This window comes from Streptomyces herbicida, from assembly GCF_032656585.1.
GTDB lineage: Bacteria > Actinomycetota > Actinomycetes > Streptomycetales > Streptomycetaceae > Streptomyces > Streptomyces herbicida.
The window spans coordinates 423188-447493 of sequence record NZ_JAUYWJ010000004.1; the positions used below are offsets into that span (position 1 = coordinate 423188).

At 72.8% G+C, this 24306-nt stretch carries 27 protein-coding genes; 16 read left to right on the forward strand and 11 right to left on the reverse strand.

The window, feature by feature from the left end:
- Window positions 1-35 precede the first annotated feature (35 nt).
- From Q8A52_RS11620 to sigJ, 4 genes are all read left to right on the forward strand, one after another.
- The gene (locus Q8A52_RS11620) at window positions 36-1061 is read left to right on the forward strand and encodes a LacI family DNA-binding transcriptional regulator (protein WP_316750776.1); all 1026 of its coding nucleotides are present in this window, start codon (window positions 36-38) and stop codon (window positions 1059-1061) included.
- 97 nt (window positions 1062-1158) lie between these two features.
- Complete coding sequence (locus Q8A52_RS11625) at window positions 1159-2460, forward strand: alpha/beta fold hydrolase (protein ID WP_316750778.1); 1302 nt, start codon at window positions 1159-1161, stop codon at window positions 2458-2460.
- A gap of 52 nt (window positions 2461-2512) precedes the next feature.
- Complete coding sequence (locus tag Q8A52_RS11630; protein ID WP_316750780.1) at window positions 2513-3256, forward strand: PIG-L deacetylase family protein; 744 nt, start codon at window positions 2513-2515, stop codon at window positions 3254-3256.
- A 45-nt stretch (window positions 3257-3301) separates the two neighbouring features.
- Window positions 3302-4195: an RNA polymerase sigma factor SigJ gene (gene sigJ, locus Q8A52_RS11635; RefSeq protein ID WP_316750782.1), complete on the forward strand. Its 894-nt coding sequence runs from the start codon at window positions 3302-3304 to the stop codon at window positions 4193-4195.
- A gap of 3 nt (window positions 4196-4198) precedes the next feature.
- On the opposite strand, the gene Q8A52_RS11640 is transcribed toward sigJ, so the two are convergent.
- Together Q8A52_RS11640 and Q8A52_RS11645 are read right to left on the reverse strand one after the other, a co-directional pair.
- Window positions 4199-4399 (reverse strand): DUF5999 family protein, encoded by a 201-nt coding sequence (locus Q8A52_RS11640; RefSeq protein WP_316750784.1) that lies wholly within the window; start codon window positions 4397-4399, stop codon window positions 4199-4201.
- A 149-nt stretch (window positions 4400-4548) separates the two neighbouring features.
- Window positions 4549-5010: an aldo/keto reductase gene (locus Q8A52_RS11645; protein ID WP_316751034.1), complete on the reverse strand. Its 462-nt coding sequence runs from the start codon at window positions 5008-5010 to the stop codon at window positions 4549-4551.
- A gap of 94 nt (window positions 5011-5104) precedes the next feature.
- Here Q8A52_RS11645 and Q8A52_RS11650 point away from each other — a divergent pair, with 94 nt between their 5' ends.
- A complete protein-coding gene (locus Q8A52_RS11650; protein WP_316750786.1) occupies window positions 5105-5935 on the forward strand; it encodes a pentapeptide repeat-containing protein in 831 nt (276 codons plus the stop codon).
- Here Q8A52_RS11650 and Q8A52_RS11655 read toward each other — a convergent pair.
- Window positions 5897-7432, reverse strand: coding sequence for a cytochrome P450 (locus Q8A52_RS11655; RefSeq protein WP_316750788.1), 1536 nt, complete (start codon window positions 7430-7432; stop codon window positions 5897-5899). The two genes, Q8A52_RS11650 and Q8A52_RS11655, sit on opposite strands and share 39 nt — an antisense overlap.
- Window positions 7433-7550: 118 nt before the next feature.
- On the opposite strand from Q8A52_RS11655, the gene Q8A52_RS11660 reads away from it, so the two are divergent.
- Together Q8A52_RS11660 and Q8A52_RS11665 are read left to right on the forward strand one after the other, a co-directional pair.
- Window positions 7551-8156 (forward strand): TetR/AcrR family transcriptional regulator, encoded by a 606-nt coding sequence (locus Q8A52_RS11660; RefSeq protein ID WP_316750790.1) that lies wholly within the window; start codon window positions 7551-7553, stop codon window positions 8154-8156.
- A gap of 80 nt (window positions 8157-8236) precedes the next feature.
- Window positions 8237-8962 carry a DUF2470 domain-containing protein gene (locus Q8A52_RS11665; protein WP_316750792.1) on the forward strand — a complete coding sequence of 242 codons (726 nt, stop codon included), beginning with the start codon at window positions 8237-8239 and terminating at the stop codon, window positions 8960-8962.
- On the opposite strand, the gene Q8A52_RS11670 is transcribed toward Q8A52_RS11665, so the two are convergent.
- From Q8A52_RS11670 to Q8A52_RS11685, 4 genes are all read right to left on the reverse strand, one after another.
- The gene (locus Q8A52_RS11670) at window positions 8930-10174 is read right to left on the reverse strand and encodes a lactonase family protein (protein WP_316750794.1); all 1245 of its coding nucleotides are present in this window, start codon (window positions 10172-10174) and stop codon (window positions 8930-8932) included. The genes Q8A52_RS11665 and Q8A52_RS11670 overlap by 33 nt on opposite strands.
- 115 nt (window positions 10175-10289) lie before the next feature.
- A complete protein-coding gene (locus Q8A52_RS11675; protein ID WP_316750796.1) occupies window positions 10290-11354 on the reverse strand; it encodes a hypothetical protein in 1065 nt (354 codons plus the stop codon).
- Window positions 11355-11414: 60 nt separating this feature from the next.
- Window positions 11415-12668, reverse strand: coding sequence for an FUSC family protein (locus Q8A52_RS11680; protein ID WP_316750797.1), 1254 nt, complete (start codon window positions 12666-12668; stop codon window positions 11415-11417).
- Between the two features lie 81 nt (window positions 12669-12749).
- Window positions 12750-13328 carry a CGNR zinc finger domain-containing protein gene (locus Q8A52_RS11685; RefSeq protein ID WP_316750798.1) on the reverse strand — a complete coding sequence of 193 codons (579 nt, stop codon included), beginning with the start codon at window positions 13326-13328 and terminating at the stop codon, window positions 12750-12752.
- 115 nt (window positions 13329-13443) lie between these two features.
- Between Q8A52_RS11685 and Q8A52_RS11690 the strand changes: the two genes are divergently transcribed.
- The 4 genes from Q8A52_RS11690 (at window position 13444) to Q8A52_RS11705 (ending at window position 17671) form a co-directional block, all read left to right on the forward strand.
- A complete protein-coding gene (locus tag Q8A52_RS11690; protein WP_316750800.1) occupies window positions 13444-14439 on the forward strand; it encodes a quinone oxidoreductase family protein in 996 nt (331 codons plus the stop codon).
- 233 nt (window positions 14440-14672) lie between these two features.
- Window positions 14673-15962 carry an ROK family transcriptional regulator gene (locus tag Q8A52_RS11695; RefSeq protein ID WP_316750802.1) on the forward strand — a complete coding sequence of 430 codons (1290 nt, stop codon included), beginning with the start codon at window positions 14673-14675 and terminating at the stop codon, window positions 15960-15962.
- 520 nt (window positions 15963-16482) lie between these two features.
- Entirely contained in the window at window positions 16483-16704 is a 222-nt protein-coding gene (locus Q8A52_RS11700; protein ID WP_408649186.1) for a hypothetical protein, read from the forward strand.
- 118 nt (window positions 16705-16822) lie between these two features.
- Window positions 16823-17671 carry an alpha/beta fold hydrolase gene (locus Q8A52_RS11705; protein ID WP_316750804.1) on the forward strand — a complete coding sequence of 283 codons (849 nt, stop codon included), beginning with the start codon at window positions 16823-16825 and terminating at the stop codon, window positions 17669-17671.
- Here the strand turns inward: Q8A52_RS11705 and Q8A52_RS11710 are convergent.
- Both Q8A52_RS11710 and Q8A52_RS11715 read right to left on the reverse strand, forming a co-directional pair.
- Window positions 17668-18633, reverse strand: coding sequence for an SDR family NAD(P)-dependent oxidoreductase (locus tag Q8A52_RS11710; RefSeq protein WP_316750806.1), 966 nt, complete (start codon window positions 18631-18633; stop codon window positions 17668-17670). The two genes, Q8A52_RS11705 and Q8A52_RS11710, sit on opposite strands and share 4 nt — an antisense overlap.
- 306 nt (window positions 18634-18939) lie before the next feature.
- Complete coding sequence (locus tag Q8A52_RS11715) at window positions 18940-19971, reverse strand: PHP domain-containing protein (RefSeq protein ID WP_316750808.1); 1032 nt, start codon at window positions 19969-19971, stop codon at window positions 18940-18942.
- Window positions 19972-20097: 126 nt separating this feature from the next.
- Between Q8A52_RS11715 and Q8A52_RS11720 the strand changes: the two genes are divergently transcribed.
- Window positions 20098-20346, forward strand: a complete 249-nt coding sequence (locus Q8A52_RS11720) for a hypothetical protein (RefSeq protein ID WP_316750810.1) — start codon at window positions 20098-20100, stop codon at window positions 20344-20346.
- Window positions 20347-20411: 65 nt separating this feature from the next.
- Here Q8A52_RS11720 and Q8A52_RS11725 read toward each other — a convergent pair whose 3' ends face one another.
- Together Q8A52_RS11725 and Q8A52_RS11730 are read right to left on the reverse strand one after the other, a co-directional pair.
- The gene (locus Q8A52_RS11725; protein WP_316750812.1) at window positions 20412-21644 is read right to left on the reverse strand and encodes a ricin-type beta-trefoil lectin domain protein; all 1233 of its coding nucleotides are present in this window, start codon (window positions 21642-21644) and stop codon (window positions 20412-20414) included.
- A gap of 97 nt (window positions 21645-21741) precedes the next feature.
- Entirely contained in the window at window positions 21742-22407 is a 666-nt protein-coding gene (locus Q8A52_RS11730; protein ID WP_316750814.1) for a VanZ family protein, read from the reverse strand.
- Between the two features lie 262 nt (window positions 22408-22669).
- Here Q8A52_RS11730 and Q8A52_RS11735 point away from each other — a divergent pair, with 262 nt between their 5' ends.
- From Q8A52_RS11735 to Q8A52_RS11750, 4 genes are read left to right on the forward strand one after another with little or no spacing between them, the layout of a single operon-like run.
- The gene (locus Q8A52_RS11735; RefSeq protein ID WP_316750817.1) at window positions 22670-22852 is read left to right on the forward strand and encodes a hypothetical protein; all 183 of its coding nucleotides are present in this window, start codon (window positions 22670-22672) and stop codon (window positions 22850-22852) included.
- Complete coding sequence (locus Q8A52_RS11740; protein ID WP_316750819.1) at window positions 22849-23301, forward strand: MrpF/PhaF family protein; 453 nt, start codon at window positions 22849-22851, stop codon at window positions 23299-23301. Before Q8A52_RS11735 ends, Q8A52_RS11740 begins: the two co-directional genes overlap by 4 nt.
- Complete coding sequence (locus tag Q8A52_RS11745; RefSeq protein WP_316750821.1) at window positions 23294-23554, forward strand: Na(+)/H(+) antiporter subunit B; 261 nt, start codon at window positions 23294-23296, stop codon at window positions 23552-23554. Before Q8A52_RS11740 ends, Q8A52_RS11745 begins: the two co-directional genes overlap by 8 nt.
- Window positions 23551-24291, forward strand: a complete 741-nt coding sequence (locus tag Q8A52_RS11750; RefSeq protein ID WP_316750823.1) for an MnhB domain-containing protein — start codon at window positions 23551-23553, stop codon at window positions 24289-24291. The genes Q8A52_RS11745 and Q8A52_RS11750 overlap by 4 nt, the downstream gene beginning before the upstream one ends.
- Window positions 24292-24306 lie beyond the last annotated feature (15 nt).

The following is a 24306-nucleotide window of genomic DNA, read 5'->3' on the forward strand; positions in this document are numbered from 1 at the left end:
CGCCGCCCCTCGTTTCACCAGGAGGTCTCCGCCCGATGGCCCAGTCGGTGGGTATCAAGGACGTCGCCCGCGCCGCCGGAGTGTCGGTGGGCACGGTTTCGAACGTCATCAACCGCCCGGACTCCGTTGCCAGCGAGACCCGGGCGCGCGTGCAGTCGGCGATCGACCGGCTCGGCTACGTCCGCAGCGAGTCGGCGCGCCAGCTGCGCGCGGGCCGCAGCCGGATCATGGGCCTGCTCGTCCTCGACATGGGCAACCCGTTCTTCGTCGACGTGGCGCGCGGCGCCGAGCGGGCGGCACGGGAGGCCGGGCTCGGCGTGATGGTCTGCAACAGCGCGCAGGACGCGGGTGAGGAGGCCGAGTATCTGTCGCTCTTCGCCGAGCAGCGGGTGCGCGGGGTGCTGCTCACCCCGGCCGACGCGACCGGGCGCAACATCGAGACGTTCCGCCGGCACGGCATCCCCTTCGTGCTGGTCGACCGGGTCGCCGAGGGCACCACCGAGTGCTCGGTCTCCGTCGACGACGTGGCGGGCGGCGCCCTGGCCGTGCGCCACCTGGTGGACGCCGGGCACCGCTCGATCGCGTACGTCAGTGGCCCGCCCGGACTGAACCAGGTCCGCGACCGCCGCACCGGTGCCCTGAACGCGCTCGCGGAGGCCGGGCTCGGTCCGGAAGCCCTGCGCGAGCTGCCCACCGAGCGCCTCGACGTCGCCGCGGGCCGGGACGCGGGTGCCCGTCTCCTCGGTCTTGCCGAGCGCCCGACCGCCGTCTTCTGCGCCAACGACCTGCTCGCCCTCGGCGTCCTGCAGGCCATGTACGCGGCCGGGGTCACCGTGCCCGACGATCTCGCGATCGTCGGCTACGACGACATCGAGTTCGCGGCCGCGGCCGCCGTGCCGCTCACCTCGGTGCGGCAGCCCGCGGTCACCATGGGCGCCCTCGCCGCCGAGCTCCTGCTGGAGGAGACCGAGGCGCAGAACGCGCCGGGGGCGCACGAGCACCGGCGGGTGGTGCTCCAGCCGGAGCTCGTGGTGCGCCGCTCGAGTCTTGCCGCCCGCTGATCGCGGGTTCAGTAAGAAACCATGATCCCGGGGGTCGGACGGCGGACGCACATGTGCTGAACTGGGACGCGACCATCCGTCCGTCCCGGGAGACCTGTTGAGCCTCAGCTATCGCCAGCCCGGCGTCGTCCTCACAGACCGCCACTTCACCGTGCCCCTGGACCACGCCGACCCGGAGGGCGAGACGATCGAGCTCTACGCCCGTGAGGTCGTCGCCAGTGCCAAGGCGCGGCAGGACCTGCCGTGGCTGGTCTATCTCCAGGGCGGTCCCGGCTATGGGGCGAACCGTTTCATCGGGCGGCAGGCCTGGCTCGACCGAGCCCTGGACGAGTACCGCGTCCTGCTCCTCGACCAGCGTGGCACCGGCCACTCCACGCCCGCCAACCGGCAGACTCTCCCGCTGCGCGGCGGCCCCGCCGAGCAGGCCGACTACCTCGCCCACTTCCGCGCCGACTCCATCGTCCGCGACTGCGAGCTGATCCGCGCCCGGCTCACCGGCGGCGCCCCCTGGACCGTCCTCGGTCAGAGCTTCGGCGGCTTCTGCACGGTCAGCTATCTGTCCCTGGCCCCGGAGGGCCTGGCCACCGCAGTGATCACCGGCGGCCTGCCCTCCCTGGACGCCCACGCCGACGACGTGTACCGGGCCGCCTACCCGCGCATCGAGCGCAAGGTCACCGCGCACTACGCCAGCTACCCGCAGGACGTCGAGCGCGCCCGCCGTATCGCCGACCACCTGCTGACCCACGACGTGGTCCTGCCGAACGGCTACCGCCTCACCGTCGAGGCCTTCCAGTCCCTCGGACTCATGCTCGGCGCTAGCGACGGCAGCCACCGCCTCCACTACCTCCTGGAGAACGCCTTCGTCCGCACCCCGCAGGGCACCGAACTGTCCGACGCCTTCCAGGAAGAGGTCCAGGGCCTCCTCTCCTACGCGGACCACCCGCTCTTCGCCCTCCTCCACGAGCCGATCTACGGCCAGGACACCCGCCCCACCGCCTGGGCCGCCGAACGGATCCGTGCCGAGTTCCCGCAGTTCGATGCCCCCAAGGCCCTTGCCGGCGACGCGCCGGTGCTGTTCACCGGCGAGAACATCTACCCCTGGATGTTCGACAGCGACCCGGCCCTGCGCCCCCTGCGCGACACGGCCGACGCGCTTGCCGCCCGCACCGACTGGCAGCATCTGTACGACCCGGCCCGGCTCGCCGCCAACGAGGTCCCGGTCGCCGCGGCCGTCTATCACGACGACATGTACGTCGACACCACCCACTCCCTGCGGACCGCCCGTGCGATCCGTGGGCTGCGCACCTGGGTGACCGACGAGTTCGAGCACGACGGCCTGCGGGCCGGTGCTCCCCGCGTCCTGGACCGGCTGCTCGCGCTGACCCGTGACGAGGCTTGAGCGCGGACTCAAAAGCGGTTGCGAGGACGGCAGGGCCGCATAGTCTGCGCCCATGACCGAGCCGAAGATCAGTCAGCTTCAGCCCATGCCTGACGACTGGCGGCGCGCCCTGGCCGTGGTGGCGCACCCGGACGACCTCGAGTACGGGTGCGCCGCGGCGATCGCCGCTTGGACCGACGACGGCCGCGAGGTGGCCTACGTCCTGGCGACGCGCGGCGAGGCGGGCATCGACACACTCGAACCCGCCAAGTGCGGTCCGCTGCGGGAACAGGAGCAGCGGGCGAGCGCGGCCGTGGTCGGAGTCTCGACCGTGGAATTCCTCGACCACAGGGACGGCGTTGTCGAATACGGCACTGCCCTGCGCCGCGACATAGCCGCCGCGATCCGCCGCCACCGCCCCGAACTCGTCCTCACCCTCAACCACCGGGACACCTGGGGCGGCGTCGCCTGGAACACCCCCGACCATGTCGCCGTCGGCCGCGCCACCCTGGACGCGGCCGCGGACGCCGGCAACCGCTGGATCTTCCCGGAACTCGCCGAACAGGGCCTGGAACCATGGAACGGCGTCCGCTGGGTGGCCGTCGCCGGCTCCAGCAGCCCGACCCACGCGGTGGACGCCACACCCGGCCTGGGTCGCGCGGTGCGCTCCCTGCTCGAACACCGCACCTATATACGGGCGTTGACCGACGAGGACCCGGAGACCTACGCACGCACCTTCCTGACCGGGCACGCCACCGCCACCGGCGAACGCTTCGGCGGGAAGCCGGCGGTCGCCTTCGAGCTGTTCGGCCGCTAGGGACTTAGCGGCCCTGCGCCACTCAACCAATCGAACGGGGACGGAATGAACGACACGGAACTCCTGGCCGACCGCTTCGAGGAACACCGCGGACATCTGCGCGCGGTGGCCTACCGGATGCTGGGCTCGCTCGCGGAGGCCGAGGACGCGGTGCAGGAGTCCTGGTTCAGACTGGGCCGCACCGATCCGGACGAGATCAGGAATCTCGGCGGCTGGCTGACCACCGTGGTCGGGCGGGTCTGCCTCGACATGCTGCGCTCCCGCGGCGCCCGCCGTGAGGAGCCGATGGACGACACGTTCGTCCCGGACCCGGTGATCCGGCCGCTGTCGCAGATCGACCCCGAACAGGAGGTGCTCCAGGCCGACTCGGTCGGCGTGGCCCTCCTGGTCGTCCTGGAGACGCTGGAACCCGCAGAGCGGCTGACGTTCGTCCTGCACGACCTGTTCGCGGTGCCGTTCGACGACATCGCGCCCGTCGTGGAACGCACCCCGGCCGCGACCCGGCAGTTGGCCAGCCGGGCCCGTCGCCGGGTCCAGGGCGCGACCCCGCCGGCCGACCCGGACCTCGGGCGGCAGCGCGAGGTGGTCGAGGCCTTCCTGGCCGCCTCGCGCGGCGGCGACTTCGAGGCGCTGGTCGCCGTGCTCCACCCGGACGTGGTGCTGCGCGCCGACGCCGGCGCCCTGGTGCGCGGAGCGGCCGTGTCCAAGGTCGTGCACGGGGCCAAGGCGGTGGCCGAACAGGCGGCCACGTTCTCGCAGTTCGCCGGATTCGCCCGGCTCGCGCTGGTCAACGGGTCCCTGGGGCTCGTCACCGCGCCGGAGGGCAAGCCCATGGCGGTCGCGTCCCTCACCGTCGCGGACGGGAAGATCACCGGGATGTACATCCTGGCCGACCCCGAGCGACTCGCCCGGCTCGAGCTGCCCGCACTGGAGGAGTGAGGTTCAGGCGGCCACGGCCGGCGGGCCCAGGGCGCGGTGCGGGTCCACGGCCTGTCCGTCGGGAAGGAGTTCACCGGTGTCGTCGAAGACGATGGTGCCGTTGCAGAGCAGGCTCCACCCCTGCTCGGGGTGGGCCGACACGATGACGGCCGCGTGGTGGTCGGGCAGGTCGGCGGTGGGGCACGGGGGCTGGTGGCTGCACATGGTCCGTCTCCTCGGCTCGGTCGGCTCCTGCCTCTGCGGGGTGCTCCCTCTGTGGTAGCCGAGCTTGTTTTCCGTTGCATGAGAAGACCCCCACAGGGCCGGAAACTCATCGGTGAGTTTCCGTTCCCTGAGGGGGGATCGGGGCCTGCTCAGTAGCGGGTGGTATTGGCGAGCAGCGGCGGATACACCAGGCTGGTCACGCCGTCGACGGTGGCACCGGCGTTCTTGAGCATGGGGCCGACCCGGCGGTTGAGGTCGTAGGGAAAGTTGAGGACCGGGGCCGACACCTCGTCCAGCGCCGCCGTCTGATCCGGCGTCAGCCGTACGTCCGGCGCGGCCACGTTGGCCTCCAGGTGCTCCAGTGTGCGCGGGCCGAGGAGGGTGGAGGTGACGCCGGGGCGGCCCTGTACCCAGGCCAGAGCCACGGCCGCCGGGCTCGCGCCGGCCTCCTCCGCCACGGTCGCGAGCGCCTCGATCACCGTGAACCGCGCCTCGCTGGGCCGGCCGAGGACCGAGGCCCGCTTGGCGTCGCCGGGCGCGGCCTGCCCGCGGCGCGGTGCGTGCGCCTCGGCCTGCCGCCCGGTGAGGACGCGGCATGGCTGCGGGCGCAGGAAGACGGCGCTTCACGGCGGGTGCGGAGGGGCGGGACTGTGGGGCGTTGAGCGCGAAGGCCGGGGTGGTTCCGCAGGTCAGTAGGCTGGGCGCATGCCAGACCAGATAGCCGACCGGACCGGACTGCGTGGCGATTGCGTGCGTTGCTTCGGGCTCTGCTGTGTCGCCCTGCCCTTCGCCGCCTCGGCCGACTTCGCGGTCGACAAGCCCGCCGGCCAGCCCTGCCGGAACCTCCAGGACGACCACCGGTGCGGCATCCATGCCGGCCTGCGGCAGAAGGGCTTCACCGGCTGTACGGTCTACGACTGCTTCGGCGCCGGTCAGCAGGTCTCGCAGGTCGTCTTCGGCGGACAGGACTGGCGCGGCGGTTCCAAGGAGCACGCCCGGCAGATGTTCGAGGTGTTCCCGGTCGTACGACAGCTCCATGAACTGCTCTGGTACCTCACCGAGGCGCTGAGCCTCCCCGCGGCCCGCCCCGTCCACGCCGAGCTGCGCGCGGCCCTGGAGAAGACCGAGCGGCTCACCGGACAGAGCCCCGGGGAACTGGCCGTGTTCGACGTGGCCGCCCACCGGCAGGAGGTCAACGTCCTGCTGCTGCGCACCAGCGAACTGGCGCGGGCGGGCGTCCGAGGCAAGAAGAAGGACCGCCGGGGCGCCGACCTCATGGGTGCCCGCCTCAAGGGGGCCGACCTGCGCGGCGCCAGCCTGCGCGGTGCCTACCTCATCGCCGCCGACCTCACCGGCGCCGATCTGCGCGGCGCGGACATGATCGGCGCCGATCTGCGCGGCGCCGATCTCACGGACGCGGATCTGACCGGCGCGTTCTTCCTGACCCAGCCGCAGCTCAACGCGGCCCGGGGAAGCACCGGAACCAGACTGCCGGAGTCAGTCGCCCATCCCGTGCACTGGGCAGCGCGGCTCTGACGCCGGGGCCTCGGGGACGGTGACCGGCGCGGCCGGCGCGGGTGCGGGGCGGCGCTCCAGACGCAGCCGCAGCCCGTCCGGTATCAGCGTCAGCCGCTCGGTCACCCGCAGCCGGTAGTCCGGGTCGGACACGAGGTCGTAGCGGCGCAGCAGCAGGCCGAGGACCAGGGTCGCCTCGTGCAGCGCGAACTGGCGGCCGATGCAGGCCCGCGCCCCGGAGCCGAACGGTTTGAAGGTGTGCGGCGCACGCCCGCGTACGGCCTTCGCGTCGAACCGGTCCGGGTCGAACTCCTCGGCATCCGCGCCCCACACCTCGGGATCGCGGTGCAGCATCGGCGTCAGCACCAGCGCCCAGGCGCCCCGCCGCATCGGATGCTCCCCGGCCAGCACCGTGTCCTGCCGTGCCTCGCGGGCGTAGGCGGGCGCGGTCGGCCACAGCCGCAGCGACTCGTCGAGCACCCGGCGCACATACCGCAACTTGGCGACCTGGTCGTATCCGGGCGCCGCGGTGTCGCCCCAGACACGGTCCACCTCGGCGCGGGCCCGGGCGGCGACGTCCGGGTGCCGGGAGAGGTAGTGCAGGGCGAAGGACAGCGCGCCGGAGGTGGTCTCGTGCCCGGCCACCAGGAAAGTGATCACCTGGTGCCGGACGTTCTCCGGCGACAGCCGCTCCCCGGTCTCCGGATGCGCGGTGTCGAGCATCCGGTCGAGCAGGTCCCCGGCCCCGCTGCCCGACCGGCGCCGGGCCTGTACGAGGCCGTCGACGGTGCGGTTGAGGAAGGCGATGTCGGCGGCGTTGCGCCGGTCGGCCCGCCGCAGTAGCAGCCGGACCAGCGGCGCGGGCACGGTGTTCAGCCGCTGGGCGTAGGTGAGCGTGCCCACCATCGAGCTGACGAAGGGATGCAGCCGGTCGCGCTCGAACGACCCGAAGTCGTGCCCGAACCCGGTGCGGGCGATCGTCTCCAGGGTCAGCTTGGTCATGTCGCCGGGCACGTCCACGGCGCGGCCCGCGGCCAGCTCCCGGTCCCAGTGGTCGGTCAGCTGCCCGGCCACGGCCAGCATCATGGGGTGGTAGCCCTCCATGGCCTCGCGGCTGAAGGCGGGGGCCAGGACGTCGTGCGCCAGCTGCCAGTTGGGCTCGTGGTTGTACGCCGTGAACAGCCCGTCCCCGGCGACCGGACGCAGATTGGCGACACCCAGGCCCACATGCTTGGCGAACCGGGACTCGTCCGAGATGTCGGCCGTGAGGCGGGCGCCCCACACGAACACGAACTCGTTGCCGAACGCCTTGCGCCGGAAGATCGGGCCCAGCTCACGGGCGTAACGCAGCGAGTCCTGCACGGGGGTGCGCCGGTCGACGCCGAGCACATCGCCCAGCAGGGGGACCCTGCGCGGCGGATGCGGAATGCGGTGCAGCTCGGGCCAGCCCTGCTCGGCGCCACGAAAGCCTCTGGGCAGTGCTTCCCCGGCCGTCGTCGAGGTGTCCGTCTCCGCCATGACGCGATCTCCTTTGATCCAGCGGCAGGTTGAGCTGCGGTGAGCGTGTTGTACGTGGGTTCAATAGTGGGTTTCAGTCTGGTCCCCTTGTTGAACAGGCGTCAAGTAAAGTGCGGACATGGCCGCGAACCAGGGCGAGCGCACCCGCCGCAGACTCACCACCGGGGAGCGTCGGGAGCAGCTCCTGTCCGTCGGGGCCAGACTGTTCTCGGAGAGCCCCTACGACGACGTGTGGATCGAGCAGGTAGCCGAGATCGCCGGGGTCTCCCGGGGTCTGCTGTACCACTACTTCCCGACGAAACGGGACTTCTTCGCGGCGGTCGTCGAGCGCGAGAGCGAGCGGATGCTGCGTATGACGGCGGCGGTGCCCGGGGTGCCGGTGCGCGAGCAGCTCACCGCCGGTCTCGACACCTATCTGCAGTACGTCGAGGCGCACGCCCACGGCTACCGGGCCTTCCATCGCGCCGACGCGGCCGGCGACCAGGCGGTGCGGCGGGTCTATCGGCGGGCTCTGGCCGCCCAGGAGCAACAGATCCTGGCGGCCCTGTCCGCGGACCCGGAGTTCGGGCCGCTCTTCGAGGAGCGCCCCGAGGTGCGGCTCGCGGTCCGCGGCTGGCTGGCCTTCACGACGGCCGTGTGCCTGGAGTGGCTGCGCGGCTCGGACCTGACCCGGGACCAGGTGCGGGATCTGTGCGCGCGGGCGCTGCTGGGGGTCATCTCCTGACGGTGCGGGCCGGAGCGCCCGGTTGGCGTGTGCCCCGATCTTCGGTAGGTTAGGCAAGCCTTACCTAAGGAGGTTTCGGGATGGGTGACAGCCAGGCCTGGACGGCCGCGCCCGGGGCGGCGGAGCAGGCGCGGTCGGTGCTCGCCGCCGCTTGGTCCTGCGCGGCGACCGCGGAGGGCGGCCGTGAGGAGTTCGTCGGTGCGCACACCGTCACCGGGGACGGCCGGGTGATCCTGCACGTTCCCGAGGACAGCGCCCTGCTCGCGGCCGCGATCTGCGCACCGCGCGGGGAGCCGTCGGCCGTGCTGGAGTTCGCCGACGTCGCGCCCGTCCCGGTGCGCAGCCGGATCCGCGCACGCCTCTGGCTCGCCGGCTGGTTCGCCGTCGAGGACGGCCACCTCGCCTTCCGGCCCAGCCGGGTCGTGCTGCGCCGGCCCTCCGGCTCCGTGGTCGTCGACCTCGACGAGTTCGCCGCCGCCGCACCCGACCCGCTGGCCGCCGCAGAGGCCCAGCTCCTCACCCATCTCGCCGACGCCCATCCGGACGCCGTCGAGCGCCTCACCCGCCTGGTCGAGCCCGACAGCCTGCATGCGGCGGTCCGCGTCCAGCCCCTCGCCGTGGACCGGCACGGGCTGACGCTGCGCATCGAGCGCGCCCGCGCCCACGGAGACGTACGCCTGCCGTTCCACGCACCCGCCGACGACGTCGGGCAGCTGACCGAGCGCATGCACGTCCTGCTGACGCAGGCGAGCGCGGCCTCCTGCCCCCGCCCGCTACAGCGGCAGCGCGCAGACGGCGACCGGTGAGGAGAACGGCTCGCCCGCGAGCCGCAGTTCACCGCTGCTCACGTCCACATGGAAGACGCTGACCGTGCTGGAGCGCTGGTTCGCCGCGAACAGCAGCCGCCCGTCCGGCGAGAAGGCGATCTGTCGCGGGAAGTCACCGGACACCGGCACGGTGCCGAGCAGCCGCAGCCGGGCCCCGTCCGCCTCGACGGCGTAGCGCGTGAGGCTGTTGTGGCCGCGGTTGGCCAGGTAGGCGTACGAGCCGTTCGCGGTCACCAGGATCTGCGCCGGGTAGCTCGTGCCCTCGCCGGTGCCCGTGGACTGCGCCTCGCCGATCGTCAGGCGACCGGTGCGCGGGTCGTAGGCGCACACCGCGACCGTGTTGTCCACCTCGTTGGCCAGATAGGCGTACCGGCCGCCCGGGTGGAAGGTGAGGTGGCGCGGGCCCGCGCCCGGCCGGGTCGCGGCCCGGGCGACCTCGGTGAGCGTGCCCTTCACCGGATCGAGGCGGTAGCTGTAGACGGTGTCGGTGCCCAGGTCGACGGCGAGGGCATGACCTCCGTCGGGGCTGGTGACGAACTGGTGCGCATGGGGCCCCTGTTGCCCGGGACCGGGCGCCGGGCTGGAGTGCGTGACCACGTCGGTGTGCTCCCCGAGGGCGCCCGAGGCGTCGATCGGGTGCACGGCCACGCTGCCCGACTGGTAGTTGGCGCTCAGCAGCCACCGTCCGGAGGGGTGGACGGACAGATGACAGGGGGCCGAGCCGCCGGTGCTCCGGCTGCCGAGGATCCGCCGGTCGGCCAGGCGGACCGCGGTCACGCCCCCGTCCGCGCGCTCGTTCACCGCGTACAGGGTGCGGCCGTTCGGATGCAGGGCGAGATACGACGGGTCGGCGAGGCCGGTGAGCGTCCCGGCGCCGGTGATCCCGCCCGTCGCCGGGTCGTACGCGGCCAGGCCGATGCCGGTGCCGCCGCCCTCCGCCGAGGTGTAGGTGCCCAGGTAGAGGGGGTGCGGGCGGGGCGGTTTCCGGGAGGCCTCGGCGGGCGCCGGTTCCTGTGCCGCCGGTGCGCCCGTCCGAGGAGCCTCGGATGCCCCGGTCCGTGGAGCCTGCGGTGCGCTCGTCCGCGGAGCCGCCGGTGCCGGGACGGTCACCATAACCGCCGTTCCCGCCAGGGCCCCGACGAACCGGCGCCGGCTCCAGCCGCCGCCCGCCGCTTGCGCCCCACTGTCCATGCCCGCACCCTCAGGTCGTCGGCTGCCTCGGTCGTGACAGTCACCTTGGCGCGGACCCGCGGTCAAACGCAAGAACGGCAATGAGCGTTGCGCAGGGTGCAATGAGAAGCGGTGTCTACCACTCACCGTCCTCGACCGGCTCGCCCGGCGTGTCCTTCAGCTGCTTCACCTGGCCGCAAGTGGGCTCCTGCCAGGGCTCCAGGTCGTCCCCGAGCCAGTCGCCGACCGGCTTGACCGCGCCGAGGGTGTCCGTGGGGGCGAGGTCCTCGCCGTCCTGGTCGTAGTAGTCGTACCAGGGGAGTCCCGCCCGGGTGTACGCCGCCCGGTCCACCGGCGACGGCGGGGGCGCCTCGCCCGTGATGCGGCGCCACTCCGGGGGCGTCACCAGATGCACGAACACCCGCCCGGCCGGCTTCTCGGCCCAGTCCTTGAGCTTCCGGTCGTCCTGGTAGACCTCCTGGCGCATCGAGCCCCCGACGCCGAGCCCCATGGCGGCGGCCATCGGGGAACGCGGCGCGGCGGCAGGCGCCGGTATCGCGCCGGGGGCGGGCGGTGCCCCGGGGGCCGGCGCGGCCATGGGCATGGCGGCGCCGTACCCGCCGACCGCCATGGTCGTGCTCATCCGCTCCCGGCGGATCCGCTCCTGCCTGCGCCACTCGGCGAGCGGCTCGTCCCGCAACGGGAACGACTGCAACTGGACGCCGCCCCACACCTCCTCGCCCGTGACCTGACCCTCCACCGTCGCGCCCAGCCCCAGCGGCACGGCCACGAACTGGCGGACCGTCCCCTTCCCGGAGTTGATGCCGTCCAGCCAGGGCTGCCGGGGCAGCACGACATAGTTCTGCGGCCTGCGCGACAGCCGATCGCTCCACCGCTTGCCGGACACGGCGCACACCTTGCCGACCCCGACCTGCAGTGCGGCCGGCTCCGTCGTGCCCGCGAAGCTCAGCCACATCGCCTCGCGCAGATACACCGGCAGCATCACGCCACCGCGGGCCCGCCACTGCGCCGGCACCGTGTCCGGGAAGTCGGCCACCCGCCGGACGGGGAACTCGCCCAGACCCGGCGGCAGCGGATGCGTACCCGTCTCGGGCAGCCGCAGCGTGCGCACGAACCGCACCGCCACACCGCCCGGCAGCCGCAGCGTGTTCCCGTCGATCCGTACGGCCGTGTCGCTCATCCGCGTGTCCCCCTTCGCTGCCCCCGGGTGTCCCCTCGGTTCGACGGCCCGGGTGTCCCGTCAAAGAGAACGCCGGTCGGCACCCGGGCGGTTCCGGCGCAGCCTCTCGGGTACGCCCACCCGCTCCCGCAGCCAGGTCAGGCGGGGCAGCTTCGCGCGCTGCTCACCGGAGACACGGTCCAGTTCCTCCAGCAGTCGGCGTGAGCGGTGCTCGGTGTCGAGTTCGTCGATCATCCGGTTCACCTCGGTCAGGACGGCGCCGTGCAGCTGCCAGTGCCGGCTGTCGCGCTCGACCTCGTCCCGCAGCAGCAGGGCCAGCTTGTCGCGGGTGGCCGCCGCGGCGTGCAGCTCCGCGCTCAGCCGCTCCTCCGCCGCGTCGGCGCTGCGGCTGAGGTCGGTGGTCACCAGCACCGCGAAACTGACCACGGCGTCACCGATCTCGGACAGCAGCCGCTCGACGGTCGCGCCCGCCTCCGACGGGAAGAGCGGCTCGGGGTCGCGGGCCTTGGTCAGATCGGTGAAGGTGCGGGCCAGCACCCGCATCACGACCGTGCAGATCTCCAGGGTGTCCAGGCCGGTGCGCAGCACCACCCGGCGCAGCAGCCCCTCCTTGACGCGCGGATTGAGCCGCAGGCTGTCCTCGGCCTGCCGCAGCGCCCCGTCCACCTCGACGATGTCGTGGTCGAGCCGGCGCGCCTCGTGCAGCCGCGCCGCCGCCACCTCCACCGGAGTGCGGCCGGCGGCCTCCTCGCCCATGCGCAGCATCAGTTGCCGCACCCGCCGCGCCAGGCCCTCGATCGACTCCCCGGCCTCGTCCACCCACACCGGGGGCGGCAGCAGCAGATTGCAGGCCATGCCCACGGCCGCCCCGATCAGTGTCTCCACCACCCGCGCCCAGGCCGTGTTCCCGACGGTCGTGACGCCGAGCACCAGCATGGCGCTGATGGCCACCTCGGGCACGTACTCGTCGACGCGCACCAGATGGCCCACGGCCAGCGAGGCCACGATCAGCAGCGCGAGACTCCACCAGGTCAGCCCCACCAGCAGGCTGAAGGCGATGGCGACGAGGACGCCCGCCACCACCGAGTTCACCCGGCGGATGCCGTTCTTGAGCGTGGCGTACAGGGTGACCTGGACGACCAGCAGGGCGGTCAGGGGCGCGGTGAGCGGCGCGGGCTCCGGGCTCAGCCGCAGCGCGAGGACATACGCGATCGTCGCCGCGGCGGCCGAGCGCAGCGTCTGTACGACCACGGGGTCCCGGTGGCGCCTCAGGAGCCGCGCCGCCCCCGCCGTCCACTTCCGTTCCTCTTGCATCCCTTGGCGTCTTCCCTTTCGGCGGCGGCGTCGAACGTACAGGGCACAGAAGAACGCCTGCTCCGAGGGGGTTCTCCGCCGTCAGCGAGTGGTCGCGGCCCGGCCGCGCGACCGGTAGCCGTGGACCTTCGCGAGGTTGCCGCACCGCTCCATCGAGCACCAACGGCGACGCCGGGCCTGGGAGTCGTCGAGGAACAGCAGCGAACATTCTGGGTTCCCGCACTCCTTCACCCGCTCCAGCTGGGGGCTGCCCACCAGCAGGACGGCGTCCCGGGCCACGGTCGCCAGGGCGGCGCGCGCCGGATGCCGTGCCGTCCAGCGCCGGGGACCGAGCTGGGGCGCGAGGTCGGGTCCGGCCGCCGTCTCGTTGACCCGCGCCACGTCGTCCGCCTCCGGCTCCCGCCCTGCCATCGCAGCCCGTACGACGCGGTTCACGGCCTCCCGCAGCACCCGGGCCTCGGCCAGCTCACGGGCCGTGACCGGTACGGGCGGGTCACCCGCCACCAGCTCCGCCTCCTCGATCCAGCGGGCCAGCGCGTCGGTGTCGGAGAGCCGCTCGACGGGGGTTGAGTGCCGTCGGCCGAGCGTGGCGACGAAGTTCAGGCTCGGGCGTCCGCCGAGGAACGGGAACGCGAGCGCCGGGTCGGGTGCCGAGGTCATGGACTCAGACTAGCGCCTTGACACCGGTTCATGAGGTGTCGCATGGTGACACCAGTTCAACCGGTGTCGGCGTGGGTCGGTGCCGGGTGTCTTCCGGAGCAAGGGTGGGTGCGGTATGCGTGCGGTTCGGATCGACGAGTTCGGCGGGCCCGAGGTGCTGGTCCCGGTGGAGGTGCCCGAACCGGTGGCCGGTCCCGGTCAGGTGCTGGTGCGGGTCGTGGCGGCGGGGGTGAACCGCGCCGACGCCCTGGTCAGGGCCGGGTCCTACCACCGGGCCGGACGGCCGCCGCTGATCCTGGGCGTGGAGGGGGCCGGGACGGTGGCCGCGGTGGGGGAGGGGGTGACCGGCTTCGCGGTCGGGCAGCGCGTCCTGGCGCTCGACGGGGTGAACGCGCCGGGTTTCTACGCCGAGCTGGCCGCCGTCCCCGCCACACAGGTCACCGCCCTGCCCGACGGCCTGGACCTCACGTACGCGGCCGCGCTGCCCGTGGCCTGGCTCTCGGCCTGGTACTGCCTGCGCCGCCTGGCGAAGGTCACCAAGGAGGACACGGTCGTCGTGAAGGCGGCCGCCGGCGGCGTGGGCACCGCTGCCGTGCAGATCGCCGCCGAGGCCGGCGCCCGCGTCATCGCCCTCGCCGGGTCGGCGGAGAAGGCGGCCTGGGCGGGCGGCTTCGGGGCGCGGGACGTCGTCGACACCTCACGGCACGCGGAGGACGCCGAGGTCGAGGAGGTGCTGCGGCTGACCGGCGGGCGCGGTGCCGACATCGTCCTGGACACGGTCGGCGGCCGGGCCCTCGGGCGGAGCCTGCGCGAGGCCGGGCACGGCGGCCGGGTCGTGGCCCTCGCCAACGTCGCCCTGGAGCCCAGCACCATCGACACCCGCGACTTCTACCCGAAGAACATCTCGATCCTCGGCTTCCAGCTCACCAACCTGCAGATCCACGGCTACGATCCGCGTGCCGACCTGCGCGAACTGGCCGACCGCGTCGCCACCGGCGCCTACCGTGTGCCGATCGAGACCCTCCTGCCCCTTCAGGAGGCGCGGGCCGCCCACGAACGCCTGGAGAGCAGGGACAACCGGGGCAAGATCGTGCTGGCCGTGGGCGGATGAGGAAGCATCCAGGTCAGGGGTGACGTCGAGGAATTACGGTGGCCGCCGGCGGATGGGCACGGCACAATCCCCGCTCGTGGGGATCAACGTGCGCGCACTCGACCGGTCCACCCTCGCTGAGCGAGTTCACCGGTCCGCTTAGCTCATAGCGTGAACTAAGGGTTGGACGAATGTCGCGCCGAGCCCACGAGCAGAGGTATGTTGCAGGTCGGGCAGGGTTCGAAGGGAGCCACATGGCGGGGCGGAACGGGCGCACGGTACGCGACCTCAGGCGGGGCAACCGCACGGCGGTGCTGCAACGGCTGTACTTCGACGGGCCGCTCAGCCGCTTCGAACTCGGCCCGGCGACCGGACTGAGCTCCGGCTCGGTGAGCAATGTCGTCGCGGATCTGATCGCCGACGGACTCGTCGAGGAGGCCGGCAGCGTCGACTCCGACGGCGGCCGTCCCCGCACCCTGCTGCGGGTCGCTCCGCACAGCGGGCACATGATCGGCGTGGACGTCGGCGAGACCCGGGTCCGCGTCGAGCTGTTCGACCTCACTCTCACCGAACTCGCCCGTGCGGAACGGCCGTTGGAGCACCAGCGGTACGACGTCGACGTCATCGTCGGCCATGTCCGCGACGGCGTCACCGAGGTCCTCGCCGAGGCCGGGACCGATCCCGAACGGCTGCTCGGCGTCGGCGTGGGCGTCCCCGGCATCGTCGAGCACACCGCGGACCGGGGTGCCGTCGTGCACGGGCAGACGATCGGCTGGGACGCCGTACCGCTGGAGGAACTGCTCCGCTCCGGCTCCCAGCTCCCGGACTCCGTGCAGTACTTCATCGACAACGGCGCCAAGACCCTCGGCCAGGCGGAGATGTGGTTCGGCGCGGGCCGCGGCGCCCGCAACGCGGTCGTGGTGCTCTTCGGCTCCGGCGTCGGCGCCTGCCTCGTCACCCCCGAGGTGGAGCACGGGCGGGCCGTCGAGTGGGGGCATCTGACGGTACGGGTCCGGGGGCGGCGCTGCCGCTGCGGCGCGCTCGGCTGTCTGGAGGCCTACGCGGGTGCCGAGTCCTTGCTCGCGCGCTGGGAGGAGAAGGGCGGGCGCCCGCCGGAGGGCACCGACGAGGAGACCGCGATCACCGCGATGCTGGCCGCCGCGTATCCGCCCGAGGGCACGGCCGAGGATCCGGTGGCGCTCGCCGTCCTCGAGGAGACCGCCGAGTACCTAGGTGCCGGCCTCTCCGACCTGATCAACCTGTTCCAGCCGGAGCGGATCCTGATCGGCGGCTGGGCCGGACTCCAGCTCGGTGCCCGCTTCCTGCCCGCCGTACGCCGCCACGCGACCACCTACGCGCTGCGCCACCCGGCCGAGAAGGTGACCATCGACCTGGGCCGCCTCGGCCCCGACGCGGTCACCGTCGGCGCGGCGATCCTGCCGCTGGCCGACTTCTTCGCCCGCGGCGGCAGGCGTGAGCAGCCGGCGGCCGAGGACCGCCTCCCGGCCTGGCGAGCGGCACTTCAGGAGCGGGCGCCGAACTGACTGCCCGGGGAACAAGTCGGGTGCGGCAAGCGATCCCGCCCAGTCCGCCGCCGCCGAGGCCCCGCCGACCGGGAGAGGTGCCGCACCGTGGCCGTGACCGCGCCGGACGACAGGACCACGCGTACTGATCGCCCTCCAGCGGGAACACCGGCCGCCCCCACACCCCACCCGGTCGCCGACGGTTCCGGGCCGCAGCGAGGCCGCGCACCGTGCCGGGGACCGGGCTCGCCCCTACGGCCTTGGGTCCACCGCCGAGTCGCCGGCCGGGCACGACGGCGACATCCGGTCACCCTGCGGGACCGGGGCGCCTTCCACGGCACCGGCCTCGACGCCCGGCTGCGCCGCCGCTGCCATGACCCGGACGGTGCTCGGCGGGGTCGCCACCAGCCCGGGTGTCGAGTCCACCGCCCGCGCCGACCTGTTCGCGAGGACACGTTCCTGACCGAGGCTCCCGGCACGTTTGGCGACGCGCCCACGCGGTACTCGCGTACGGCTCGAACCGACGCGAGGGGAGTACGTCGTGGCCGACCGCCGCCACCGCGGGCCCGTTCCGCGCGACATGCAGGACCAGCAGACCCGTACCGGGGAGGACCCGTGGGAGGCCGACCCGAAGCAGCCGCCCGGCGACCGCGCCGAGGAGGACGTCCCCGACACCGACGAGGCGGGCACGGGGCGGCGGGGCGCACCGCACTCGGGGGCGGTGCACCCCGAGCACCCCGTACCGGACGAGCCCGCCGACTGAACGCCGCGTCGGGGTACGCCCCTGACCTCCGAGGTAATCGACGCCCGGCGCCACTCCCGCAAGCATGGACGACGTACCCAGCCAGCCGCTCGACCAGCGGATTCCAGGAGGACGTCCCATGCCGTACTTCGACAGCCCCGCCGACGGCACGCGCCTGCACCACGTCGACTACGGACCGGCCGGCGGCCCGGTCGCCGTGTTCGTCAACAGCGCCTACCTCGGAACCGAGATGTGGGAGCACCAGATGCTGCCGCTGGCGCGGGAGGGCCACCGCTGCGTCGGCCTGGACCGGCGCGGGCACGGGCGGTCCGACGACGTGTGGGACGGCTACGACCTCGACACCCTCGCCGACGACCTGCACGCGCTCCTGGACCATCTGGATCTGCGCGCGGTGACCCTGATCGGCCACTCGCTGGGCTGCGCGGAGATCGTGCGCTGTCTGACCCGGCACGGCGCCGGGCGCGTGGCCCGCGTCGCCCTCGTCTCCGGCATCGCACCCGGCGTGGTGCGCTCGGACAACAACCCGGACGGCTGGGACCCGGAGGTCATGCGCGCCGGCGCCGAGACCTTCCTTCGGGATCGGGCGGCCTTCTTCAACGACCCCGACGCGGTGCGGGACTTCTTCGCGCTCGGCCGGCCCGGCGTCGACCTGTCGCCCGCCCACGTCCGCTATCTCAAGGACCGCTGCATGGTCGCCACGGCCCGGGCGTCGAGCGCGGTCCAGGAGACGATCGCCACCGTGGACGTCGCCCCCGAACTGGCCAAGCTCGACCTGCCGGTGCTGGTCCTGCACGGTTCGCTCGACGTCTCCGCACCCCTGGAACTGACCGGCCGGCGCAGCGCGGCGCTCGCGCCCGACGCCACGCTCAAGGTCTACGAGAACGCGGGCCACGGACTGTTCGCCACGCATGCCGGCCGACTCACCGCGGATCTGCGGGAGTTCATGGCCGTTGCGGAGGCGGTCTAACCGGCGAAGGCGTTCACCCCCGTCAGCTCCGCCGACAGTGCCCACAGGCGGGCCGCCTGCTCCGGATCCGTCGCCCAGTCCTTCACGCCGGTCCGCTCCCCGTCCGCGGTGGCGGGCTCGGCGATGTCGCAGTCCTCCAGATACACCCCGCCCATACCGTCGAGTTGGGGCGAGGTGGCCGCCCACAGCTGGGTGGCCGCACCCTGCTGCGGGGTCTTGAAGCCCTCGGGGTTCAGTACGTTGCCCTGCTCGTCGATCCAGCCGCGCTCGACCATCTCCTCCCGGGCCAGGTGCCGTTGCAGCGGGGTGATGATGCCGCCCGGGTGCAGCGAGAAGGCCCGCACGCCGAAGTCCCGGCCCAGCTTGTCGAGGTGCACGGCGAACAGGACGTTCGCGGTCTTCGCCTGCCCGTACGCCTCCCACTTGTCGTAGTCCCGGCGCCAGTGGACGTCGTCCCAGCGGATGCCGGAGAAGTGGTGGCCGCGGGAGGAGACCGAGACGACCCGGGCGCCGCCGGGCGCGATCGCCGGCCACAGCCGGTTGACCAGGGCGAAGTGCCCGAGGTGGTTGGTGGCGAACTGCGCCTCCCAGCCGGGCCCGACCCGGGTCTCCGGACAGGCCATGATCCCGGCGTTGTTGATCATGAAGTCGATCTGTCGGCCGGAGGCCAGAAAGCGCTCGGCGAAGTCGCGCACGCTGTCCAGGTCGCCGAGGTCGAGCTCGTCCAGCTCGACACCGTCGATCCCGGCGAGCGCCTGCCGTGCCGTGTCCGGGCGCCGCGCCGGTACGACGACGTGGGCGCCCGCGGCGGTGAGCGCGCGGGTGGTCTCCAGACCGAGGCCCGAGTAGCCGCCCGTGACGACCGCGGTGCGTCCGGACAGGTCGATGCCCCGCAGGACGTCCTCGGCGGTGCTGTCGGCGCCGAAACCCGAACCGATCTTGTGCTGTGCAGTAGTGCTCATGTCCGGAACGCTACGAATTGGAGTGCGCTCGAAGTCAAGCGGAACGAGACGGGCGTGAGCCGTGCGGGCCGCAGGCAGAGGAAAGCCCCGACCGCGATGGGGGAATCACGGTCGGGGCGGCCAGACGGTGGGCACGGATGGCGGTCGCCTCTCGGCGAAAGGCTCCACAGGGCTTCAGCCGAACGATCGTCCCTGTGGGCAAAAGGTGAGGCCCGGGGACACTGTCCCATCCGCACCCACGGCTCGTTCAACGGGCAACCACCCTGGGGTGTTCCAGCCGGACGGCCGGTTCGGCGGTGATCTGCGTCACTGCGTCCGCGTCGGCACACGGCCCTCCCGGGTCCAGGCCAGCAGCTCCGGGGCGGACCAGGTGGTCACCACCCGTTCGGCGGGGACCCCGCACTCCTCGGCCCGGGCGCAGCCGTGGATCTGCCAGTCCAGCTGGCCGGGCGCATGCGCGTCGGTGTCGATCGAGAACAGGACACCCGCGTCGACGGCCCGCCGCAGCAGCCGCAGCGGAGGGTCGAGCCGCTCCGGACGGCTGTTGATCTCCAGGGCCGTGCCCGACTCGGCGCACGCGGCGAACACCGCGTCGGCGTCGAACTCCGACTCCGGTCGCCCCCGCCCCGTGACCAGCCGCCCCGTGCAGTGCCCCAGGACGTCCGAGAGCGGGTTGCGTACGGCGGCGACCATGCGGCGGGTCATCGAGCGGGCGTCCATCCGCAGCTTGGAGTGCACGGACACCACGACCACATCGAGCCGCTCCAGCAGCTGCGGCTCCTGGTCCAGCGAGCCGTCCTCGAGGATGTCGCACTCGATGCCGGTGAGCAGCCGGAACGGCGCCCAGGCGGCGTTCAGCCCCGCCACCACCTCCAGCTGCTCGCGCAGCCGCTCGGGCGACAGCCCACGGGCGACGGTCAGCCTCGGGGAGTGGTCGGTCAGTGCCGCCCACTCGTGTCCCAGGCGCGCCGCGGTGCGCCCCATCTCCTCGATCGGGCTGCCCCCGTCGGACCAGTCGGAGTGCAGGTGGCAGTCCCCGCGCAGCTGCTCCCGCAGCCGCTCCCCGCCCTGGGCGAGCGGGCCCCCGGCCTCCTCCTCCAGCCTGCGCAGATACTCGGGCACCTGCCCGGCCAGGGCCTCGCGCACCACCTGCGCGGTCTTCGGGCCGACGCCCTTGAGCGACTCCAGCGTCCCGGCGGCCGCGCGCTCGGCCGCCTCCCCCTCGGGCAGCGCCGCGAGCACCCCCGCGGCGGTGCGGAAGGCACGCACCCGGTATGTCGGCGCCAGGGACCGCTCCAGCAGGAAGGCGATCCGGTCCAGAGCCTCGACGGGATCCATCGCCACCTCCACCTCCAGGGTTCCCCAGCGCCGACGGGGCCGCACGACGGATGGCGGGGGCCGGTCCACCACCCGATCAGTGACGTGCGTCACTCGCGCTCGCCGGTTGCGTTCTACGCTCTATGCATGACCGAAATAGCAGCCCCGCACATCTCCCACCCCCGCGTGATGGTGCTTGGGGTGATGACCGGCAAACCGGGCACCCCGCCCTTCCGCATCGTGGAGATCGACGGTCAGGTCGTCGGTGAGGCGCACGCCATCACCGACGTCCTCGAAACCGCCGCGGCCTTCGGTATCACCGTCCACGACCTGGACGACCCCGAGGTGATTCGCTGGGTGGGCGGCGACAAGTTCACGTGGGTGCCGCGCCGTTAGGCGCTGTCGTCAAATCCGGGCAGGCGGGGATTTGACGACAGGGCCCAGGCGCTGTCCCGGCAGCCTCAGCCGACCGTCCACTTCTGGTTGGCGCCGCCCGTGCAGGTCCAGATCTGGAGCCGGGTGCCGTTGGCCGGATTGTTGCCGGTGACGTCCAGGCACTTGTTCGCCTGGGGGTTCACGATGTCGTGTGCCGCGGAGACGGCCCACTTCTGGTTCGGTCCCCCGGTGCAGTCCCACAGCTGGACGGTCGAGCCGTCCGCGGTCCCGTTGCCGGTGACGTCCAGGCACTTGCCGAGCGCCCGGAGGGTGCCGTCCGAGCCGACCGTCCACTTCTGCGCGCCCGTTCCGTTGCAGTCGTAGAGCTGTACGGGGGTGCCGTTGGCGGAGTTCGCCCCGGCCACGTCGACGCACTTGCCGGCCAGCCCCTTGACCGCGACCGCGGACGCGGAGTCGCCCGTGGTCACCGAGACCGAGTCCACCACCAGCTGCTGCGGGAAGACGGTGGAGCCGTCCGGGTCGCCGGGCCAGTAGCCGCCCACGGCCAGGTTCAGGATCAGGAAGAACGGCTTGTTGAACACCCAGGTCCGCCCGCCCAGGTCGGCCGGCGTGCGCCGCTGGTAGACGTTTCCGTCCACCGACCAGGTGATCGAGTCGGGCGCCCAGTCGACGGCGAAGGTGTGGAAGGCGTCCGCGAAGGCCTGGCCGCCGGGCAGCGAGTAGGCGGCCCCGATGCCGCCCGAGCCGGAGTAGCCGGGGCCGTGGATGGTGCCATGGATGGTCGAGGGCTCGTAACCGACGTTCTCCATGACGTCGATCTCGCCCGAGTCGGGCCAGTTGACGGGTGTGCCGAGCATCCAGAACGCGGGCCACATCCCCTGTCCGCGCGGGATCTTCATCCGGGCCTCGACATGCCCGTACTGGGCGGTGAACTTCCCGGCGGTGTTCAGCCGGGCCGAGGTGTACTGGCAGGTGCCGTACCAGCACTGGTAGCCGGCCGGGTTCTCGCGCCGGGCGGTGATCACCAGATGGCCCTGGCCGTCCAGGGCCGCGTTCCGGTTGCCCGCCGTGTAGTACTGCCGCTCGTGGTTGTTGACGTTGTCGCCGGTCTCGGTCTGCCACTTCGAGGAGTCGGGCGCCGCGCCGGCGGGCCCGTCGAAGCTGTCCGAGAAGGTCACGGCGGCGGCGGAGGAGGCGCCGGATGTGTCCGCCCGCGCGGGGCCGACCGCGGCGGACGCGACGAGGGCGGCGGACAGGGCGGCGAACAGACATCTGCGGAGCAGGCGTGGGGAGGCCATGGCTCTCCATTCCGGTGGGGGACGGACGGGTCGCCACTTGATTTAAGAAGTGAGATAAGAGGGCGTCAATAGTCTGGTACGGACCAATATTCCGTGATCAGTGTTTCCGCACCCGCGCATGCACCGACCGCCCCAGTCGCCGTCCCAGGAGCAGGTAACCGCCCAGCGCGCCCACGGTGTTGAGGATGACGTCGTCGATGTCGAAGGCGCGCCCGGTCACCAGCGCCCCCTGCGCCAGCTCCACCAGCAGCATCACGATCGCGGTGAGCAGCAGGATCTGCAGAAGGCCGCGCGCCCGCGGCGCCAGCACCGGCACCAGCACCCCGAACGGGACGCCCAGCAGCAGGTTCCCGCCGATCTGCTTGACGGCGTCGCGCAGACCCGGCTGGTCCAGATACGCCTTCAGTGACCGGCCCGGATGCAGATTGGTGTGCGTGAGCGGGACCGATGCCGGGGACGGCTCCAGGGTGAGCCGGGCCAGCACGACGGCGAACGCCACCATGAAGGCGAATGCGCACACCATCGCGAGCAGCCGTAACGGGGTGGGCAGTGCGTGGCGAGTGCCTTTGGCCGTCTGCTTCGCCTCGCGGGTGCCCCCGCCCTTGGCCGTCCGTTTCGCCTTGCCGGCGCCCCTGCTCCTGTTCGTCCGCTTGGCCTTGCCGGTGCCTCCGTTCTTCGTGGCTCGAAGCCTCTTGGCCGCCGGACCGGCCTTGGTGGTCAGGCCGGACCAGATGGTGCGCAGGCTCGGGGCGGTGCGGGCCATTCGATCCTCCATTCTTCAACTTCCCTGCGTGACAAAGCGGTTACCCGGGAAGGCGGCGAGGATGCCGCCGACAGGGCCGACGGCGGGCGCACGCCCCCGGTTTGCGCTCGCGCCCCCAGGGCACTCGGGCCCAGGCTCCCGCGCGCCGCCAACCTCACAGGCTCGGGCGGTGCTTGGATGCCAGAAGCGGCGAACCGGACATTACGCAGCGCAAGAACATCACGCAGCGCAAGAGTCGAACAGCGGCCCGAGGAGGTGGCACGTGAAGCGGCGTACGGCACTCCTCGCCGGGGGCGAGCTCCTGGCCTGGTGGGGCGCGCTCGTGCTGCTGTGGCTGGTGCTGATCAGCTCGGTCGACACCCTGGAACGCGTGGTCGGAGCGGGCGCCGCCGCCGTGGGCGCACTCGCGGCACGGGCCGGGCGGCGGGCGGTGACCTGGCGGTGAACGGCTGGATCCTCGCGGGGACGGTGGTGCTGGCCGCGGGAGCCGGGGCGGCCGTGTGGGGTGTGTCGACCGGTCCGCTGCGGCGCCGGGTCGTGGCCCAGAACCTGTCGACCTCGGTGGTCTGCCCGAGCCTGCTGCTCCTCTCCCAGGGCTACGGCCGCCCGTCGTACGTCGACCTGGCTCTCCTGCTCGCGCTCCTCGGCCCGGTCGGCACCCTCGTCTTCGCGCGGCTGCTCGCCGACGAACTGGAGCGCGACCCGGCCAGTGCCTGGGGGCCGACCTTCGCGGCCGCGGGGCTCGGCACGCTGACCGTCCTCGTCCTGTGCGCGGCTGTCGGACCCGGCCGGGCGATGGTGAAGCTCCTGGTCGTCGGAGCGCTGCTGGTCGGCGGCAACCTCGTCGCCTCGCGGGCGCTGTCCGGCGGGTTCCGGGGGGTCCGCCGTGGCTGACGCGGTGATCGTCGTCGCCCTGCTGCTGGTGGCCGTCGCGGCCACCGCGGCCGTGGTCACCCGCGATCCGGTCCGTCAGGCGCTGGTCCTGTCCGTCCTCGGGGTCGTGCTCGCCGTCCTGTTCACCGTCCTCCAGGCCCCCGACGTCGGCCTGTCGCAACTGGCCGTCGGAGCCGCCCTCACCCCGCTGCTGATCATGCTGTCGGTGCGCAAGGTGAAGCGGCACGCGCGGTCGAAGGACGGCGACCGGTGAGCCGGCGCGCCCGGCTGTGGCTCCTCGGCTTCGGCGGCGCGGGCCTGGCCGCGCTGCTCGTCGCCGCCTGCCTGGACCTCCCGCCGTTCGGCGGCCGTTCGCATCCGTACGGCGACCGCGCCGTCCGCGCCTCCCTGGCCCGGCACATCGCCAACACCATCGCCTCGGTCAACTTCGACCAGCGCGCCTACGACACGCTCGGCGAGATGAGCATCCTGTTCGCCGCCGTGCTCGGCTGCGTGGTCCTGCTGCGCCAGACCCGCGACGAACAGCGGGCCCGTCCGGAACCCGCGGAGGTCCCCCTGCCGGTGCGCCGATACGCCCTGATCGTGCTGCCCGTCGCCCTGGTGACCGGCCTGTACGTCGTCGCCCACGGCCAGCTCAGCCCCGGCGGCGGCTTCCAGGGCGGGGTCGTCGCCGCCACCGCCCTGCACCTGCTGTATCTGGGCGCCGACTACCGCGCCCTGGAACGCGTCCGCCCCGTCGGCGTCTTCGAGGTGGGCGACTCGCTCGCCGCCTCCGCCTACCTCGTGCTGGGCCTCGCGGGCCTGCTCGCCGGGACCGCGTTCCTCGCCAACACGTTCCTGCCGTACGGCACGTTCAACACGCTGTCCTCCGGTGGCACCGTCCCCCTGCTGAACGCGGCCATCGGCATGGAGGTCGCCTGTGCCGTCGTCGTCCTGCTCGCCCGGTTCCTGGACCAGGCGGTCGAGATCGAGGAGGAGAGCGAGAGGTGAGACCGCTGTGACCGC